This window comes from Bradyrhizobium sp. Gha (assembly GCF_900113735.1).
In the GTDB taxonomy this organism is placed as follows: Bacteria; Pseudomonadota; Alphaproteobacteria; order Rhizobiales; family Xanthobacteraceae; genus Bradyrhizobium.
Map to the genome: position 1 here is coordinate 58526 of NZ_FOQM01000032.1, position 17703 is coordinate 76228.

General features: G+C 60.9%; 15 protein-coding genes and 1 pseudogene. 12 read left to right on the forward strand and 4 right to left on the reverse strand.

What is annotated here, in order from left to right:
* Positions 1-1862: 1862 nt before the first annotated feature.
* Positions 1863-2990, reverse strand: a complete 1128-nt coding sequence (locus tag BM222_RS42385) for a glycoside hydrolase family 15 protein (protein WP_143106089.1) — start codon at positions 2988-2990, stop codon at positions 1863-1865.
* A gap of 23 nt (positions 2991-3013) precedes the next feature.
* Positions 3014-3319, reverse strand: coding sequence for a trehalase-like domain-containing protein (locus tag BM222_RS42390; RefSeq protein WP_244547313.1), 306 nt, complete (start codon positions 3317-3319; stop codon positions 3014-3016).
* 545 nt (positions 3320-3864) lie between these two features.
* Between BM222_RS42390 and BM222_RS29940 the strand changes: the two genes are divergently transcribed.
* A complete protein-coding gene (locus BM222_RS29940; protein WP_092236257.1) occupies positions 3865-4266 on the forward strand; it encodes a hypothetical protein in 402 nt (133 codons plus the stop codon).
* Positions 4267-4298: 32 nt separating this feature from the next.
* Here the strand turns inward: BM222_RS29940 and BM222_RS29945 are convergent, their stop codons facing one another.
* Positions 4299-4979: a protein-L-isoaspartate(D-aspartate) O-methyltransferase gene (locus BM222_RS29945; protein ID WP_177243555.1), complete on the reverse strand. Its 681-nt coding sequence runs from the start codon at positions 4977-4979 to the stop codon at positions 4299-4301.
* 201 nt (positions 4980-5180) lie between these two features.
* On the opposite strand from BM222_RS29945, the gene BM222_RS29950 reads away from it, so the two are divergent.
* From BM222_RS29950 to BM222_RS29960, 4 genes are all read left to right on the forward strand, one after another.
* Positions 5181-5411 carry a hypothetical protein gene (locus tag BM222_RS29950; RefSeq protein WP_092236263.1) on the forward strand — a complete coding sequence of 77 codons (231 nt, stop codon included), beginning with the start codon at positions 5181-5183 and terminating at the stop codon, positions 5409-5411.
* Positions 5412-5702: 291 nt separating this feature from the next.
* Positions 5703-5864: a hypothetical protein gene (locus tag BM222_RS41450; protein ID WP_177243556.1), complete on the forward strand. Its 162-nt coding sequence runs from the start codon at positions 5703-5705 to the stop codon at positions 5862-5864.
* Between the two features lie 234 nt (positions 5865-6098).
* Positions 6099-6632 (forward strand): pyridoxamine 5'-phosphate oxidase family protein, encoded by a 534-nt coding sequence (locus tag BM222_RS29955; protein ID WP_092236266.1) that lies wholly within the window; start codon positions 6099-6101, stop codon positions 6630-6632.
* Positions 6633-6844: 212 nt separating this feature from the next.
* Entirely contained in the window at positions 6845-7150 is a 306-nt protein-coding gene (locus BM222_RS29960; RefSeq protein ID WP_092236269.1) for a hypothetical protein, read from the forward strand.
* A gap of 214 nt (positions 7151-7364) precedes the next feature.
* On the opposite strand, the gene BM222_RS29965 is transcribed toward BM222_RS29960, so the two are convergent.
* Positions 7365-8090, reverse strand: a complete 726-nt coding sequence (locus tag BM222_RS29965; protein ID WP_092236341.1) for a hypothetical protein — start codon at positions 8088-8090, stop codon at positions 7365-7367.
* A 2767-nt stretch (positions 8091-10857) separates the two neighbouring features.
* Here BM222_RS29965 and BM222_RS29980 point away from each other — a divergent pair.
* From BM222_RS29980 to BM222_RS30005, 7 genes and pseudogenes are all read left to right on the forward strand, one after another.
* Entirely contained in the window at positions 10858-11961 is a 1104-nt protein-coding gene (locus BM222_RS29980) for a S1C family serine protease (protein ID WP_092236277.1), read from the forward strand.
* Positions 11962-11984: 23 nt separating this feature from the next.
* Positions 11985-12080 (forward strand): annotated as a pseudogene (locus BM222_RS43110) (ABC transporter); the annotation flags it as partial.
* A gap of 73 nt (positions 12081-12153) precedes the next feature.
* Complete coding sequence (locus BM222_RS29985) at positions 12154-13047, forward strand: sugar phosphate isomerase/epimerase family protein (RefSeq protein WP_092236280.1); 894 nt, start codon at positions 12154-12156, stop codon at positions 13045-13047.
* A 235-nt stretch (positions 13048-13282) separates the two neighbouring features.
* Positions 13283-14296, forward strand: coding sequence for an ABC transporter substrate-binding protein (locus BM222_RS29990; protein ID WP_092236283.1), 1014 nt, complete (start codon positions 13283-13285; stop codon positions 14294-14296).
* A 10-nt stretch (positions 14297-14306) separates the two neighbouring features.
* The gene (locus tag BM222_RS29995; protein WP_092236286.1) at positions 14307-15755 is read left to right on the forward strand and encodes a sugar ABC transporter ATP-binding protein; all 1449 of its coding nucleotides are present in this window, start codon (positions 14307-14309) and stop codon (positions 15753-15755) included.
* Positions 15752-16681, forward strand: a complete 930-nt coding sequence (locus BM222_RS30000) for an ABC transporter permease (RefSeq protein ID WP_092236290.1) — start codon at positions 15752-15754, stop codon at positions 16679-16681. The genes BM222_RS29995 and BM222_RS30000 overlap by 4 nt, the downstream gene beginning before the upstream one ends.
* Positions 16678-17631 (forward strand): ABC transporter permease, encoded by a 954-nt coding sequence (locus BM222_RS30005; RefSeq protein ID WP_092236294.1) that lies wholly within the window; start codon positions 16678-16680, stop codon positions 17629-17631. The genes BM222_RS30000 and BM222_RS30005 overlap by 4 nt, the downstream gene beginning before the upstream one ends.
* Positions 17632-17703 lie beyond the last annotated feature (72 nt).

Here is a 17703-nt window from a genome sequence, read left to right on the forward strand (position 1 = left end):
CGCAGGGCCGATTAGATGGGGGGCCTGAGTCGAAATGCGGCCATTGAGTGCTCGACGTTCATTTCGCCGAGGATGGCAATCGTGGTCAAAGGACGCCCAAGAACCTCGCCGTCCCGCGCGGCTGGGCGCTCAACATTCCGCGATCTCACCCGGATCGCGCCTCGAATCGCGCTTGCGAGCAGGCGGCTAGTTGGCCGAACGAGTTCAACGTTGCGGTCAACGTCTCGCCGATCCAATTTCGAGATATGCATCGAGGGGCAGGGGTCGAGTTGGAGGTTGCTGGGCCTCTAGAGGAAGGCCGAGCACGAATGACCTTACTCGAAAACTTCTATTCTTTCGATGCCAATCGTCATTCCGAATCCAAAAAGGAGAAGCGACTACGACTTTAAGGGGACATCACAGGAAATCCGTAGCAAAACGCCACTAATTAGTCGGGGACGTTCTCCAGCCGTAGGACTGACCGGGAATTTGTCCAGTAATCTCCACGTCCTCTCCATCAGAAATGCGCCAAGCCGCCACGCCGAAGCAGATCGTCAGAACGACCGCCGTAGCCAGCAAAAAGGTTGAGAGAAACTGACTCAAGCCGGCGGCCCCTGAATGCAACATCTGGGAGAGCGACCACGCTACGCTGATTCGGAAAACGGAGACGTGCTGACCTATCCCCGATTTTCCACACCAGTCAGATGGAGCCAAAAGCGCTCACGATTCCAATCGTCATTGGTATGAGCGCGACGATGGTCCACAAAGCCGGCGAGCTGGTGGAGAGCCCAGCGATGAGTATCACGGCACCGAAGCCCACAAGGAGTGCCGAGATGGCATACCAAACGGCTTTTTCCATCGTTCGATGCACGAGCAAACAGAGGATCGATTGCGCCTCTAGGACTCAAAGTCATCGGAAACGTTCCTAGCCGCTGCGGTGCTTAGTGTTCGCTGTTGGCAGCCCGCTTGCTGGGTTCTTCTGGCGAGCTCCTTCCGTGGCCTAACTTAGGTTCCTGAGCATACGAGCACCGCTCACTGGCTGCTACGAAGGACCAATCTGTTCGCCGGCAGCGGACTTTCACTCACGACGCCTCCCGATCGCCTGCTCGTGATAGGTAAGTAAGCCGCGCTAAGCCTTCCGCGCATTTGTTTATATGAGGCAGGAAATGAGAACCGTGTTGTTCCCTGGAATAGCCCTGAACTGAAGGAGCAGCGGCCCCGGCCTTGTTCAAAACGGCACGGGAAGTGATCGCCACCGCATCGTTCTTGGCTCGGTTGCTGAGCGATTGCTGCACTTATTCGTGCTCGCAGTTGCTCGCCTTCACGCGGAAATGCTCCGCTCGTCGTCGTCAGTACTTGTGAGAGTGCACACGCTCGGGGTTGGCGCCCTGAGGAAACGCCCGGGCCGCTAGTGGAGCAACCCAGGCCCTTGCTCATTCGGAGGAGAGAACGCTTGGCTAATCAGTGCGGAGCACCTTCGTTCCTAAAGTGCGAGCAACCCCAGCCGCCTCCGGGGACTAATGTCTGGCGAGACGTCGTCCAGTTATCGCGAAGCTTACGAATGGTCATCCTGGCATGAGGGTATCGCCTGGCGCCAATAACCGGACAGACGTACCGCTCTCGTGCAGCTCGAGCCAACCTTGGTCGATCGCATAGCGGATGCCGGCACCAAATTCTGGACCCATGGCATTGCAGCCGTTCTTCGATGCGGAAAGGGGCGTTGGTCTTCTCAATGTGTATGCGGCCATCCCGAACCGCCTCACTGCGCTTGGCGGCCAGCCAAAAGCTGCATGCCAGGAACATGCCCTCACCGCGCGGCAGGCCGTCCTTCGTTACGCCGGTTATCGTAGCGACGGACAAAGCCGTCATCGATCAGCTCGCGCTCAATTGCATTTCACCGTGGAAATCACTCTTGAATCCACGGGCGGCAGGAATCCGACTGCAGGAATCAGCAATAAGCTCGCGTCGAGTTGTGGCTCGCCGTAAACCTGGGTAAAGCTCTGCCGCTGTTCGTCGTAGCCGCAGCGACAAACGTCATCGTGAATTGCGGCGCGCTGTGCCTGCCACTCGTCCACCGGGCCTTTCATGCCGAATTCTGTCGCCGACTTGATGGCTCGATCAAAGGCCACCCACGCCATCATCTTGGAGTAGGTGAATTGCTTTGCTCCACCCCGGACCTCCCAAATGCCTTCGTCCGGTTCGGTCCAGATGCCTTTCAGGTGATCCAAGAGGGCGCATTGGACAGCCCACGCACGCTTGTTCTCAGGAAGCCCACCACGGCGCGCCTGATAGAGGGCATCCATCAACTCACCGTAGACGTCGAGCTGGAGCTGCGTATGTGCGGCGTTTCCGATCCGTACAGGCCTCGAGTTCTCGTAACCTGAGAGCCATGGCACTTCCCACTCCGTCAGCCGGCGCTCGCCGGTGACGGCGTACATGATCTGCAGTTGCTGAGGACTTCCCGCGACTGCCCTCACCAGCCAGTCCCGCCATGCGCGTGCCTCGTCGTAATAGCCGCCTCCCATGAGTGCCAGAAGCGTCAGCGTGGCGTCGCGTACCCAGCAGAAGCGATAATCCCAGTTTCTGGGACCACCGATCTGCTCGGGAAGGGATGTGGTGGCAGCTGCGACGATGCCACCGCTGGGGCCGAACGTCAGAGCTTTTAAGGTTATCAATGAGCGGAGAACCTGCTCCGAATAAGGGCCTGCCGCTTCACACCGACTGGACCAATCGCGCCAGAAGCTTTCGGTCCTGTCTAATAGATGCGCTGAGTTCTCCCGTTCTGCGGGATCCTGGTACGAAGTCTGATGAGTGAGGACGAAGGCGACTCGCTCGGCTTCACCGATGGAAAAGGAGCCCACAGTCTTCATAGACTCGCCCCGCAGAGGCACATCACTCCTGAGCAGCAGCATGGATGCCCCTGCGACCGGGGAGATCGCACCGTCTTGAAGGCGACTGACCCAGGGAACGCTGACACCGTAGTCGAAGCGCGCGACCAGTTCGCTGCGCATTTCGACCTTGCCTTCGAGGCCTTCTACGATTCTGACGATCTTCGACAGATTTGCCTTGGCGGCATGAAGTCGATAAGGCGGACTCGACCTTGATCGCTCGTGAAGATCGTATCTAGGATCAAGGTGCCCCGATGGTACCGGCGCTCGCTTTCGTATTGACCGCCGGGGCCTATCTTCCAAAACCCGTTCTTCTCATCTCCGAGCAGCCGCCCGAAACAACTGTCGGAATCGAAGCGCGGAAGGCAGAGCCAATCAATCGAACCGTCGCGCCCGACCAATCCTCCAGTTTCACAATCACCGATGAGGGCGTAGTCTTCGATCCGCGCCATTCGAGCCACCGAACGGATCAATGTGCAAAAGCAATCGCGAGTTCCGCGGACCCTTTTAGAAGGCTGTAGACTTTCGCAGTACGGTGGGCCGCGGACTTGCGGGGCCTCGTTTATGCTGAAAGGGTGGATGCAGTACGCATTATCCGAGACCGCAACATCGTCACGGGGCAGAGACTGTCGCCCAAGCCGGGCAGAACCAGCAGATCGGGTTTTTCGGCCGTTGTGGATTGACTGGGAAGAGGACCGCCTGGTGGCGGCCGTCTTAACATATATGACTCCCAAGGCTTGAAAAAGCCGCTATGCTTGTTGGGTTTTCCCGTCTGGGGGCAATTCATGTTCGATACCGCCACTACCGTGCTTTTGCGCGCGGTCCTCGATGAAGTTTGCGATAGCATTTCGCAGCGCGAGATCGGGCCACACACGCACGTCGAATATCTTGGAAGCCGCTACCAACGGCCAAATCTCGCCCGAAGCTCTCCGACAGGTCGGTCACCACGCACTCTCGCGCCCGCCGGTCATGTAGCGCTAACCGGGCAGGGGCCGCGGTGAACTTCCAGATTACGGTGCTAAAGATTTTGGTGAGTTATCCGGCTGGCTTCGCCGTGATGGCCGACCTCAAGCGCGACATGGCGATTCTGGCGACGAGCGGCCGCGATTGGGCGGAGCGCACGCGGCGGCTCTCTGCGCGCATGCCGGATCTCGACATCTTCTCGCAAGGCTTGGTCGAGCGCGAAAGCGGCGGCTGGAAGATCACCGCGAAGGGGCGGAAAGCGCTGGAATTCCTGGAGGCTCGCCCTGGGACCGACCAGATCGAGGAGCCTGCGCCCGAGGCTGCCGCAGCACAGGTGCCTGTGCTGCGACAGCCCGCGGAGCGGGCGAAACGGCGGCGCGAACGCCGCGAGCGGCGCCGGGAAGCTTGCGGACGGGCACGGGCCAGCGCATCTTGAGTTCGGAGGTTTCGCAAGGTCGAGGTTGGCCGTCATGACGTCCGCGGCTCCTTGGCGGAGACAAGAGGGACGAAGCGGACCTCCTCTATTCTTTCGTCGACGAATTGACCGTCCGCCTTTCTTGTCAGCTTCGTGAGCCACTGCACACCGTCAGGATCGCCGAGCGGGATAAGAAGTCGTCCCGACGGAGCCAGTTGAGTCTTGAGGATCACGGGCACCTGTGCGCTGGCCGCCGATACCAGGATCACGTCGAACTCGCCGCCCTGCGGCCATCCTGCGGTCCCATCGCCATGACGCAGATCCACGTTGAGACAGCCGAGATGCCGAAGGCGCGATCGGGCGCGTCGCACCAATGTCTCGTGGCGCTCGATCGCGCAAACCTCTCGCCCGAGCTTGGCGGCGAGTGCCGCCAGATAACCCGAGCCCGCCCCGATCTCCAGAATCCGGTCCGACTTGGTGATCGCGGCGGCCTCGAGCATTCTCGCGACGATGTAGGGCTGAGAAATGGTCTGCCCTTTCGGGATCGGTACCGCACTGTCTTCGTACGCGGCTTCGGCGAACCGCCGATCAAGGAAGACTTCGCGGGGCACCTGCCGCATCGCCAGCAGGACCTGCCTGCTGCAGATGCCGCGGCTGGCAATTTGCACGTCGACCATCGCGTCGCGGAGGAAGCGGGACCTCCTGGACCGTCTGCTCTCCTTGATCCCGCGCATAACCTCTCCAGGCATGGACGATCCGTTCCAGCAGATGGGAAACTCGGAGGCGAGCGACTTGCTCCTTTGCGAGACGGTTCGCCGACGAGGCCGATTTCCCTGGATGACCAAATTGCGAACCTGCAGTCAGGAACGTGCTCGCAGCGGGAACGACCGCCTCCTGATCGAATTGATCTTGCGAAAACGAGGGAGGAGAAGCTCATGAAATTGATGTTCACGGCGGCGTTCGTGGCCGCAATAGCGCTGGCTTCCGCCTCCGGCGCGGACGCAAAGGGCTGCATCAAAGGAGCCATCGTAGGCGGTGTCGCGGGCCACATGGCCGGTCACGGCAAGCTTGGCGCTGCGGCGGGATGCGCAATCGGGCATCATGAAGCCAATAAACAAAAGAGCCCGAACGATTCGAATGCGCAGGCGCCCTCCGGGCAGAAGTAGCTACCGCCGAGCGGGACGTCAGGGACGCGCCGGTTGAAGATCCACTCCCATTCCGGGAGCCACATCGTCGAGCTCAAAGACGGCTCGACCTGGCGCTCGACTGGAAGCCCAAGACCGAGCTGACGGTCGCCGAAGTCGATAGTGAGGCCGCCAGATGCTGTGCGGCGGCGGGAGGGTGCGGGTCAGGGCGAGCGTTGGCCCGCGAAGGATAAAAGTGATGCGCCGAAGGACGGCTGACGCACGTGTGCCGCGCGGAAGGGCCGTGCCCCGCCCCGGCGGGGTGGAGCTGAAATGGAAGACGAGAAGACCCAATTACTCGCCGAAGCCCAGAGGTGCAGGCGCTTGGCTGCTTCCATCACCGATCCTGAGGTGATCGAGCGGCTCACCGCAATGGCAGAAGAATACGAACGCCGAGCCAGTGCTTCGTCCGACGCGAAGGACGGGAAGCCTTGAGTGAGGCCTTCGCCCATAGGCGCGGTCAAGGCTGCATGGCTTGGCTAATTGTCCTTGGCGGCGACGCCAGAGCGATCGCCCCGCTCAGCGCAGGTTCACAACGGCCAAGATATTGTAAGGACGAGGAACGGATGTGGGCGATGCCGGTTTCAAAGATGCCTGCGCGCGTTGCTACCGCGGCCGCGAATGGCCCCACATAGCCGGTTCGGATCCACTGCTACTTTGGTTCGTGTCATGAGCAAGAACGATCCTATCGACCGGGTCTGGGACATCATCGAAACGGCCGGTGTGTGCATGCTGACCACGCAGTTCGGCGGTGGGCTACGCGCGCGACCGCTAGAAGCAAGACCCGACCGCGATGCCGGTGCGATCTTCTTCGTTACGGACATCCATAGTCCCAAGGAGAATGAAATCGAAGCCGCGCCTGATGTCGGTCTCGTCTTCATCAATTCTAGCAGCAACGTCTATCTATCGATCACCGGCCGCGCCTCGGTTGTGCGCGATCCGGAAAGGACCAAGGTGGTGTGGCGCAAGACCGACGAGGTATGGTGGCCCGGCGGCCCCGACGATCCGGACGTATCATTGTTGCGCATAGAGCCTGTCACCGCAGAATTGTGGGACGGCCCGGCGAGCTCCGCCGTGGTGGCATTTGAGTTCGCCAAGGCCAGGTTGACCGGCCAGCAGCCGAATCTCGGCGAAAACCGTAAAGTGACGGTCAAGATGAAGGCCGCAGGGCCAGCGAGCCCGGCTTTAGGCCCAAAGTCTTAGCGACCTGAGCGGCAGGTTGTGCGGTTAAGCATTGAACAAAGCCGGTCGCGATACGTCCACGGGCAGTGTGCCCCATCTAACATGGATTAAAGGATTGCCATTTTTTCCCGGTATGCTGTACATAGAGTCTTCGCGTGAGGATTTCGAGAGATTAGTCTCAGTTCAGTTCCAGATTTCGAAAATACCTTTACAAATTTCTGGGGGACATTGCGATGGCAAAGCCTTCGGTTTCCCGCGAGGCCTTTCGAGGGTTGTTCGCTTTTTATGCGGCCAAGGCCCACCACGATCATAACGGTGTGGCTGAAGGCCGGCTCCTCAAACTGTTCGGATCGAGCGAACACATCCCGGATGGGCTGTTGGAACTGTGGTCATCGCGGGCGGAGCTGATTGGCCCTGAGGCTGTTGGCAACATAATGTCACCACTCGCTCATCAGATTCTGGACGGCGGCGCACAATATAATCACGCCAGCGACTTCCTTCATCGACTGTTGCGAGAGCTAGACCGAGACGGCCACTAACCACGATTGCGAGTGGCTGCTGCTGAGCTGTGGCAGGCAACTCTGACGGCGTTGCCCCATCGCCAGGATTTTCGTTCGACGCTGCGCCTCGAAACACTGCGACCCGCCGATCGCGGTCCCAAAGCCTCAACGTCGTCCTCGCCATGGATTTGTTCGGCTGGACGTCTCGCCGCCTGCATGGCGCATGCGGTGATCCCGCCCGGTGCAGTGCGCCTCAGAAGTGTAATCTGACCGCGTGCCGAAGCGAGCGGCTCGAGCTCAAGATGGAGAGCATTCCCAGCACCATCAGTAGTACGCCCAGCCAAGTTGCCGTCCGGCTCGGCGCCTCTGCGGTGGGCATAAGCACGTCGACCGGCATAGTCGGAGATTCGGACGAAGTCCGCGTGTCGTTGGCCGGCGCGGCCGCGAGAAGTTGCTCAACATCGACTTGATCTTGGCCCGACACCGAGAGCGTGGGCCGGGGGCTGTGCTCGGCGATGATGGTCGCCGACGGCAGAGCGGTGGTCGCACTGAGATCGGATCCAGCATCGGCAACGTTGACTTCCGGATGAGGCTGCTCGACCGGCATTGAGCGCAGCAACTCCGCGCGCGCATCAAGGGTTCCGCTCTGCCTGGGCCGCGCGGTCCCACTCTCGTCCAAACTGGCGACACTATCTTTATCTTTGGTCACGCGCCGACGAACGGGCTTCTTCACCTTCGCGATACCCTCGGTCAGGAACCAGCATTTGCGATGCCCGTCCACTCGATAGACCCAATGCTGGCCGTCGGGGGCCGAGTTGCCGGGGCGTCCCACGCATTCCGCTTCTGGCGGAGAGGTCACCGCAGGCGCGGGTGCGGTAGTATTGAAGAGATCCGCAAGAGAATTGGAGGATGCAGGCGCGGTCGAAAGAGCTTCAACAAGAACGAAACTGACGAAGTACAATCGCAAATAACCGGACATCGAAAACTCCCGGTGTTGCGCCCCGCCCGCCATAACCCTTCGGGCAGACCTAGGCACCTATGCGGCTCAAATCTGGCGGCGCGATGGATTCATTGTGCTCGTGCCACGAGATCGGGCTCCGAATGCAAGGACGAGCCAGCAGCTCGCGGTTGCAAAGGAGCGGTCATGGCGACGAGCTGCTGCCGGAGGCCACACATCACGCCGTTTGGAGAGCCGATCTACCACTTCAATCGGTATAAGCGCGCGGTCGCTCAGTTTCGGCAGTCTCGTTTGAGGCCAAGCAACGTCGCGCTCGATCGATCTGTGCGTCGGTGGCGCCGTGACTACGGGCGTACATCTCAGCCATTTGTGCCGAATATTTCGCGACGTAGTATCTGACCTCGCTGCACGAGATGCGCCCCGCGGGCCTGTGATGACGCGAAGCGAAGGCTTCGGACCCCAGCGGGATCAGCAACAACGCAACAATAGCCACCCGTACGATCATTCTCGACGTCCCCCTGCCACTATCTGCTTCGCCAGAGAGCAGGCCTGAATCGCGCACACGACGCAAATTAAGAATCGCGCACTGTTCAAAGGGCTGTGAGACTGTTGCTCCAATGCTTCGGTTCTGCGCGGAAACTGGACCATGAGGTGGAGGTAACGCGATCTGGCGCGAGCTTCCCAACCATGTCGACGTGGCAAGCTCGATCATCACCTGAACGCTCTGCGAGCTCGCGACAACTAGCTCCGTCGAAGCGCTCTCCTTCTACCGCTGGCCGTGGGGATACGGCTCGTCCTGGCAATCCTTCTCGCGTGAGCGGCTCGTAGGCGACGCTAGATCGTTCTCGCACTCCACTCCTTTCGCTTGTCTTTCGGATCGGTTTCACTCCGCAAGTTTGATCTCGTCGGCAAAGCTGCAGGGGGCATTCACGCGCTCTGCGACCCCTCAGGCTTGGTCGTCCCCTTCTGCCCTTTGGTCGCTGCCTAGCACGTGGGCCGGTCCTATCCCTTGGGCAGCCTTCGCGAGCGACTGCTCTCTTACACGTGCCGAATGCCCCGGCTGTTAAGGGTTGGTTTAGGTTCCGGCATGATCATTGACGACCGCAAGGGACCCGAGCATGCAATCGCATCATGCGAATATCTTGGAAAGGATCGTGACCGTCGCGGATGACGGCAGCGGCGAGGTCGCGACGGCGCCCGTCACTCTCGATCACCTTGATTTCTCGACCTCTACTCGAGATGAGGTCCTCGCCCTTTTGGCGCCAAGCAGTCATTCGATGCTCAGTACTTGGCTCGTCGTGGCCGCCTTGGCTGGGGGCTTTGGACTGGGTTGGGCTGCTGCTTGGTACGGTCCTGCAGCTATCTCAGCTCTCAAGCCAATTGCCCAGGTAGAAACGGGCTGGCGCCGCATGCCGGACATAAAGTCAGCCGGTAAGGCTGAAAGCGCCCGAAAGATTGCATCAGCATCAGCCTCGCGGACGCCACCTGCTTTAGGTCAGCCCTCCACAGTCATCGCTAGCATTGTTCAGAAACCCTTGGCTAAACCGTCGAGCGGGACGCAATCGACGGACGCTTCGAGCCTAGCTTCTTCGACTCTCGACGCGGACGTGTCTGTGACTGGCTCGCTCGCGCCTGCGGGGCCGCGCCTGTCGGTCCCCGAAACAAGACCAGCGACCATTGCGGGTTGGGCAGTCCTCGAGGTTCGCGGCGGAACGGCCGTGCTCGAAGGGCCGGATGGGATTCGCATGGCAGCGCAGGGCGATGTGGTCCCTGGCATCGGCCGAATCGACTCCATCGTGCGTTGGGGTAATCGCTGGATAGTTGCGACAGCGAATGGGCTAATCTCGACGCGATAGGCGTGAACGCTTTGGACCGCTCGTTGGAGTCGGCGACCTCATGTAGATCAGGTCTTTTGGCGCACCGGACGTATCGAACAGGTGGCGCCCGATCCTGGACCGCGAGGCAAAGCCGAGGCCGCCGCGTGATGTGATGCGGACGGAATCCTTAAGGCACTTCTGCCTCTCGCGCCGAGACCGGCAGCATCAATTGCCACCGAGCTCTTCAGCCGGTTCGGATGACGCAAGGCGTATCTGTTTTGGTGACGCGACCAGCTTACCAACCTCCTTGCTCAGGTTAGCTATTTCTTGGGCGTCGCTGGATTTCCTGTGTTCGATCCGGTAGTTGCCGTTGTCGGCGAAGTGGATTGGTTCGACGCGGTCGTATTGTGCCGGCCCGAGTAGTAGACCCCGGCAGCAATGATGAGGACCACACAGATGGCCAAAACCACCCAGCCTCCTCGGTTGTTCCGTCGATACTGGTTTGCGGGTCGGTTGTCGTTTGGATAAGTCATGTGCAGGTTCTCCTAGAGGCAGAAATCGGGGAGAAAACAAGTGTTCCTATCGGGGGCACGGCGATGGTGTGGCCCTTTCATTCGAGAGTGCAGGCGAACACGAGGGACGGTAATTCAGTGGCCACGACGATCGGCCCGCATGGTGTGTCCGTGTTTGAGCCCATGAAGACCGGGCGTGCGCACCCTGCGATCTGGCGCGAAGGGCGCGGCCGCCAGCCGGTCGGTCCCGGGGCTCGCCAGCTTCCAAGAAGTTCCGGAAAGCGGAAGTAGCGCAGATCCAGCGAGGCTGAGGGGGTGTTGCTTGCGCTCCAGAATGGCGCAGCGTGTGCAGTATCGGGGGAGAGGCCCCGGGTGTGCAGCTCGGCCCCGGGCGTCTGAACGACCACTCGGAACGATTGGGCGCTCTTGTGATTGAGGTGCCGGCAAGGAGGCATACGGGTGCCTATTCGTTTCCTGCGCGTGGTCATCGCCTGGGTGCTGGTATTGGCCACCCTCTGGGTTTTACAGCCCTACGTGTCAGCTCTATGGTTTTCTGCCTCCGCTCCTCGCACTGTCACGCCGCGGGCCGACCTGGCTAAAAGCGAGCAGGAGACGATTCGTCTCTTCAGGGAAGTCTCTCCATCCGTCGTACACGTATTCGCCCGCGGAAAGCCAAGCACAACGATGTTTTCCGACGATCAGGACAACGTCGTGCAATCTGGCTCCGGAATCATATGGGATGTCGCCGGGCACGTGATTACCAACAATCACGTCATCAGTGGCACGGGCCAGATCGGAGTTCGGCTGACGTCGGGCGAGTTTGTCGGCGCGCATGTCGTGGGCGCCGCTCCGAATTACGACCTCGCCGTTCTTCAGTTGGAGCGGCCAAGATCGGCGTTGCGCCCCATTGCTGTGGGCCGTTCGGCTGACCTGCAGGTGGGGCAAAGCACGTTCGCGATCGGCAACCCTTACGGTCTCGACCAGACTTTGACCTCCGGCATCGTGAGTGCGCTTGGCCGAAAGCTGCCCTCGGTCACTGCGCGCGAGGTCAAAGGGATGATTCAGACTGACGCGCCGATCAATCCGGGGAATTCCGGTGGCCCGTTGCTCGACAGCGCAGGACGGCTGATCGGGGTGAACAGCGCCATTCTTTCCGGTTCCGGAGCTTCTGCCGGAATTGGATTCGCCATTCCGGTAGACATCGTCAACCGCGTCGCGGCCGAGTTGATCCGCAATGGTCGCGTGCCGTTGGCGGGTATCGGTATCGTCGCTGCCAAGCAAGATGAGGCCACAAGCCTCGGGATCGATGGAGTGATCATTTTACGCACTCTGCCCGGTTCTCCCGCCGCGCAGGCGGGAATTGAAGGTGTGAGCGAGGACGGGGTAATCCGGGACATCATAACCGACGCCAACGGGAAGCCGGTCCACAGCATGGAGGAATTGACTTCGATTCTTGATGATGTGGGGATCGGCAAGGAGTTGGAGCTGACCATCGACCGTGCTGGACAAACCCGCACGGTCAAGGTGACCGTCGCGGACATCTCACGGCTGGCCCAGCGATAACGGAATGTCCAGCTCCCGGATGAGCGCTTATCGCCGCCGGCGTCGACGTGATCATGCTCAACGCAGTGGACGCAAAGGCGATCGCTCCGGTGGTTAAGAAGGCGCTGGCGGCGGGTGTCTAGAGCTGCTCTAAACGTCGGTGCGGTCGCCTCGCTGCGGCTGCACCCAATTTCCCGGCAGCCGGAGATGATCATGTCGCGCATTGGAATCCATTCTTTCGTCTGGTCGGCCAGTTCGGCGCAAGCCGACCTCGAACGGACGCTGGCCAACACCAAGGAGGCCGGCTTCGATCTCATCGAGTTCTCCTATCTCGATGCCGCCCATGTCGATATCGACAGGCTGGCCGGGCGCATTGCTGACCTGGACCTCGGCGTGGTGATCAGCATCGGTCTGCCGGCTGAAGGCGATATTTCCAGCGCCGAGAGCGCGATCGCCGCGCGCGGCATTGAAATCCTGAACAGAACGATAGCGCTGACGCGCGATCTCGGTGGCCGGAAGCTCGCCGGCATCCTGTCATCCGGTCATGGACTGCAGACCACGGCGTCCACCCGTGATCAGTGGAATCGGAGCGCGGCGACGCTTGCCGAGGCCGCGGTAAGAGCCAAGGCGGCCGGTGTCACACTCAATCTGGAGATCGTCAATCGCTTCGAAAGCAATCTGCTCAACACCACCGCACAAGGGCTAGCCTTCATTGAGGACAGCGGCTCTGACAACATCTTCCTTCATCTCGACACCTTCCATATGAACCTGGAGGAGGCCGACATCGGGCTCGCCATCCGCCGTGCCGCGAACAAGATCGGCTACGTACATATCGGCGAGAGCCATCGTGGCTTCCTCGGCACCGGCAACATCGATTTCGCAGGAGCTTTCGACGCGCTCACGGCGATCGGCTACAAGGACGATCTCAGTTTCGAATCGTTCTCCTCCGAGATCGTGGACGAGAACTTATCCAGGAAAGCCGCCATCTGGCGCAATCTGTGGACCGACAACATGGAGCTGGCGCGTCATGCTCGTCGGTTCATTGCGCTCGGTTTGGAGACGGCACGGCGGAAGGCAGAGCTCGTTTGCGCGGCGCAAAGGCCGTGAAAAGCAGCGGTAGCTGCCTGCAGTTCGCGATGCCGGCAAAACGCTCGCTGTGGTGCGATGGTGCGATCGGCTAGAGGGCTTTTCGTTCGTGGGAATCCCGTTGAGGTGTTCACCTCAGCCAGATGTAGCGGGTCGAGATTGTCAGCTCGATAAATTGTGTTAGCGTGTGCCCCACTCGGCATAAAGAACGAGTGGCCGCTGCATCGGCCTTCTAGGATAGACATGGGAGCAAGGCATGAGGAAGACAGTTTTTGGCATTGTTTCTGTGGGTCTGCTGGTCGCCGCCAGCGCCGCGGTCGCCGACACCAAGGACAAGAAGATCGCGCTCTCGAACAACTACGCCGGCAATTCATGGCGTCAGGCGATGTTGAAGAGCTGGGACAAGGTGACGAAGCCCGCCGTTGCCTCCGGCATCGTGGCAGCCGCCGACGCTTACACGACTTCGGAGAACCAGGTCACCGAGCAGGCAGCCCAGATCCAGAACCTCATTCTGCAGGGCTACAACGCGATCGTCGTGAATGCAGCCTCTCCCGACGCGCTGAACGGCGTCATCAAGCAGGCCTGTGACGCAGGGATCACGGTGGTGTCGTTTGATGGCATTGTAACCGAGCCATGCGCTTGGCGTGTCGCGGTCGACTTCAAGAAGATGGGGCGCGTCGAGGTCGATTACTTGACCAAGAAGATGCCGGCGGGCGGCAACCTGCTCGAAATTCGCGGCCTTGCCGGCGTGTTCGTGGACGATGCCATTCACTCGGGCATCGAGGACGGCGTCAAAGCCAATCCGCAGTACAAGATCGTCGGATCGGTGCACGGCAACTGGGCGCAGGAAGTGGCGCAGAAGGAGGTCGCGGGCATTCTGCCCTCACTTCCTGAGATCAAGGCGGTCGTCACCCAAGGCGGCGACGGTTATGGGGCAGCGCAAGCGTTTGCGGCGGCCGGACGACCGACCCCGCTCATCGTCATGGGCAATCGCCAGGACGAACTGCAATGGTGGAAAGAGCAAAAGGACAAGAACGGTTACGAGACGATGTCCGTTTCGATCGCGCCGGGCGTCTCGACTCTCGCCTTCTGGGTCGCGCAGATGATCCTCGACGGGAAGCAAGTGCCGAAGGACTTGACCGTACCCTTCCTTCAGATCGACCAAGCAGACCTTGAGAAGTCGCTGGCCACGACGGAGAAGGGCGGTGTTGCCAATGTCGAGTACACAGCCGACGACGCCGCGAAGGTCGTCGCCGGAGCGAGCAAGTAAGATCTGATCCTTGAGCACTGAAGCCATTAGACTGGACGGCGTCGAAAAATCGTTCGGCGCCGTTCGTGCGCTGGCGGGCGTCGATCTCGTGGTCGCCGTCGGCGAATGCCTGGGACTGGTCGGCCACAACGGCGCTGGTAAATCGACCCTGATGCATGTGCTGGCCGGCGCGCTGCTGCCGGACGCCGGCAGATTGACCGTGGGGGGCGCGGAGCCAAAAGCGCAATGGTCGGCCGCCGCCTCGCAAGCGGCGGGCATTCGCTGCGTATTCCAGGAGTTGTCGCTCTGCCCCAATCTTTCGGTCGCAGAGAATGCCCGCATCACGCACGCATCGCTGCGAGGCTTTGGCTGGAAAGGGCGCGCACGCGCGCTGATCTGTGCGAAGCTCGACGAGATTTTTCCCGGACACCGCATCGCTCCCGACGACGAGATCGCGCATCTGCCGATCGGCCAGCGCCAGATGGTCGAGATCGCGCGCGCTTTCACGGTCACGAGCGCGCCGCTACGACTGGTGATCCTGGACGAGCCGACCTCCTCGCTTGATGCGGTTGCCGCCGGCCAGTTGCTGTCTTACATCCGGAAGGAAACGGCGCGCGGTACCGCAATTATTCTGATTTCGCACATCCTCGGTGAGGTCCTTGCGACCTCCGACCGCATCGTCGTGATGAAGGACGGCAAGCAAGTTGCGGCTCGTCCGGCCCAGGCCTTCGATCGCTCCTCGCTGATGGCCGCAATGGGCTCGGACCTCAAGGAGGTCGAGGCGAGGGGAGATCGGCGGCAATCCCCTAAGGCCGATTCTGCCGTGGTGGTGCGTGCAAGCCCGCAGCGTGAAGGCGGGGGCGGCGAGCTTGTCGTCCGCGAGGGCGAGATCGTAGGGCTTGCCGGCCTTGCCGGGCATGGCCAGACCAGGCTGCTGTTGCAGATTTTCGCGGGCCAGGCCGATATCGACCGGCCGGTGGCCTTCGTTGCCGGCGACCGACAGAATGAGGGCGTGTTCAACCTTTGGTCCATCGCCGAGAACGTCACGGTCGCTTCGCTACGTTCTCTTATCCAGCGCGGCTTCATCAACGTGGCTGCCGAGGCGAAGCTTGCGCGCGCCTGGCGCGAGCGCATCGGCATTCGAACCTCCGACATGGGCCGGAATATTCTAACCCTGTCCGGAGGGAATCAACAGAAGGTCCTTTTCGCCCGGGCGCTCGCCTCGGACGCCAGGATCATCCTGATGGATGACCCCATGCGCGGCGTCGATATCGGCACCAAGCTGGAAGTCTACGCCATGATCCGCGCCGAGGCCGCCGCGGGCCGCAGCTTCCTGTGGTACACGACAGAACTCGATGAGCTTACGCATTGCGACAAGGTCTACGTCTTCTGGAATGGAAAGATCTCCGATTCCATCGAGGCTGCCGATTTCTCCGAGCAACGCGTCCTGCGAGCGTCCTTTGCGGAGAGCGGGACATGACAAACCCACGCTTGCTCCGCGCGGCTTTACCGTTCCTAACGCTTGCATTCGTGCTCACCGCGACCTTCTACGTGCAGCCGCGGACCATGAGTTATTTCGGCCTGAACCTTATGCTGCAATATGCCGTTCCGATTGCTCTCGCAACGATCGCGCAGATGTTCATCATCACGGTGAACGATCTGGACCTCTCCATCGGTCCTTTCGTGGGCCTGGTCGGCGTTATTGCCGCAACGGTGCTCAATTCCAACCCCGTTTTGGGTGCCTCGGCGCTCATGGCCTGCGTGCTGGCGTACGGCGTGGTCGGGGCCCTGATCCATGTGCGGAATCTGCCTTCGATCGTGGTGACGTTGGGGCTTTCTTTCGTCTGGCTTGGAATTGCCGTCATGATGCTGCCCTCGCCGGGCGGTAAGGCGCCCGCCGTATTGAAGGCGATAATGACGGTGCAGACGCCATATGTCCCATTTCCGATCCTTGCTGCGGTTGCGATTGGACTCGTCGTTCACCTTGCGCTCATGACTACAAGCTTTGGCGTCGTCGCGCGCGGCGCCGGGGGCAATCCAAAGGCGCTGGACCGAGCCGGCTGGTCGATGCTGGGTACCAAGGTCGTCATGTACATGCTCGCCGGCTTGTTTGGGTTGCTGGCCGGATTGGCGTTACTCGGCCTTACGACTTCGGCAGATGCCCATGTCGCCGACCGATATACGCTTTATTCGATCGCCGGCGTCATTCTCGGCGGTGGCGAGTTCATCGGAGGCCGGATCAATCCCATTGGTGCCGTGGCCGGCGCCCTGACGCTGGCGCTGGCCGGCGCCTTCCTGATCTTCCTGCGGATCTCACCGGACTGGCAGATTGGAGCGCAAGGCGCGGTTCTTATCATCGTGCTGGCATTGCGAGCACTCGCGGGCAGCCGGGAGAAAAGCTCATGAAAGGCCTTCTAAGCCGGCTCCTCGGTCAGCCTTGGGTTGGCTCCTTTCTTGCCGCCGGTCTGGTCTGGCTCTTGGCTGTCGTATTCGCCGGAGGACACGGCGGTGGCGAAATTCTCTCCTCGGCGCTGGCCTTCGCGACGTTCACGGTCATCGTCGGGCTCGGCCAGATGATGGTGATCACCACGGGACCTGGAAACGTGGATTTGTCCATTCCCGCGACGATGACCCTGTCAGGCGTTATCGCGATGAAATTGATGGACACCGAGAGCGCGCTCATCCTGGTCGGGATCGCAGCCGCGATGGGCGCCAGCTTCTTGGTCGGAGTGGCTAATTACGGCCTGATCCGGCTGCTTCGCATTCCACCGATCATCGCTACGCTCTCCTCGAGCTTTCTCGTGCTATCGACGGCGATCTCCATCGGACGAGGCCTTCGCATCAAGCCGCCGGCACCTCTGGCGGACTTCGCGACGGCCCGGGCCTTCGGCGTCCCGTTCGCGGCGATTGCGGTAGCCGCTCTGGCGGCGATCATCGGCCTGACACTCAAACACACGATTTATGGCCGGACGGTTGCTGCGATCGGGCAGAACGAGCGGGCCGCATGGCTCGCTGGTCTCGACGTCCGACGCACGCGATTTGCGACCTACGTGCTCAGTGCAATGCTCGCTGGCCTCTGCGGCGTCTTGCAATCGGGGTTTTCAGGCGGGTCTGCGCTGAACATGGGCGACGACTTCCTGCTGGCGTCGATCGCCGTTGTCGTGATCGGCGGAACATCGGTCGCGGGCGGCCGCGGCAATGTTCCCGGCATCTGGGGCGCCGCGCTGTTCATGTATCTTCTGGTCACGATGCTCAACATCTTTGGCGCTAGTCCCGGCGTGCGCTTGGTCATGACTGGGTTGATTATCATAGCCGTGATTGCGGTCGCGGGCAGCGAGAATCCGAGGCGGGCGTGAGCTCATCTTCTCGGGCGACACGAGCCCCTCCCGATCCCGGCTCTCGGGCAGCCCAAGGTCTTTTAAAATCCT

Excerpts from the sequence above, each read along its gene's own strand:
- BM222_RS29945 (WP_177243555.1), bottom strand. The coding sequence starts at position 4,979 with ATGCGCGGGATCAAGGAGAGCAGACGGTCCAGGAGGTCCCGCTTCCTC.
- BM222_RS29955 (WP_092236266.1), top strand. The coding sequence starts at position 6,099 with ATGAGCAAGAACGATCCTATCGACCGGGTCTGGGACATCATCGAAACG.
- BM222_RS42390 (WP_244547313.1), bottom strand. The coding sequence starts at position 3,319 with ATGGCGCGGATCGAAGACTACGCCCTCATCGGTGATTGTGAAACTGGA.
- BM222_RS29990 (WP_092236283.1), top strand. The coding sequence starts at position 13,283 with ATGAGGAAGACAGTTTTTGGCATTGTTTCTGTGGGTCTGCTGGTCGCC.
- BM222_RS41450 (WP_177243556.1), top strand. The coding sequence starts at position 5,703 with ATGGAAGACGAGAAGACCCAATTACTCGCCGAAGCCCAGAGGTGCAGG.
- BM222_RS29960 (WP_092236269.1), top strand. The coding sequence starts at position 6,845 with ATGGCAAAGCCTTCGGTTTCCCGCGAGGCCTTTCGAGGGTTGTTCGCT.
- BM222_RS30000 (WP_092236290.1), top strand. The coding sequence starts at position 15,752 with ATGACAAACCCACGCTTGCTCCGCGCGGCTTTACCGTTCCTAACGCTT.
- BM222_RS42385 (WP_143106089.1), bottom strand. The coding sequence starts at position 2,990 with ATGCGCAGCGAACTGGTCGCGCGCTTCGACTACGGTGTCAGCGTTCCC.
- BM222_RS30005 (WP_092236294.1), top strand. The coding sequence starts at position 16,678 with ATGAAAGGCCTTCTAAGCCGGCTCCTCGGTCAGCCTTGGGTTGGCTCC.
- BM222_RS29985 (WP_092236280.1), top strand. The coding sequence starts at position 12,154 with ATGTCGCGCATTGGAATCCATTCTTTCGTCTGGTCGGCCAGTTCGGCG.
- BM222_RS29965 (WP_092236341.1), bottom strand. The coding sequence starts at position 8,090 with ATGTCCGGTTATTTGCGATTGTACTTCGTCAGTTTCGTTCTTGTTGAA.
- BM222_RS29950 (WP_092236263.1), top strand. The coding sequence starts at position 5,181 with ATGAAATTGATGTTCACGGCGGCGTTCGTGGCCGCAATAGCGCTGGCT.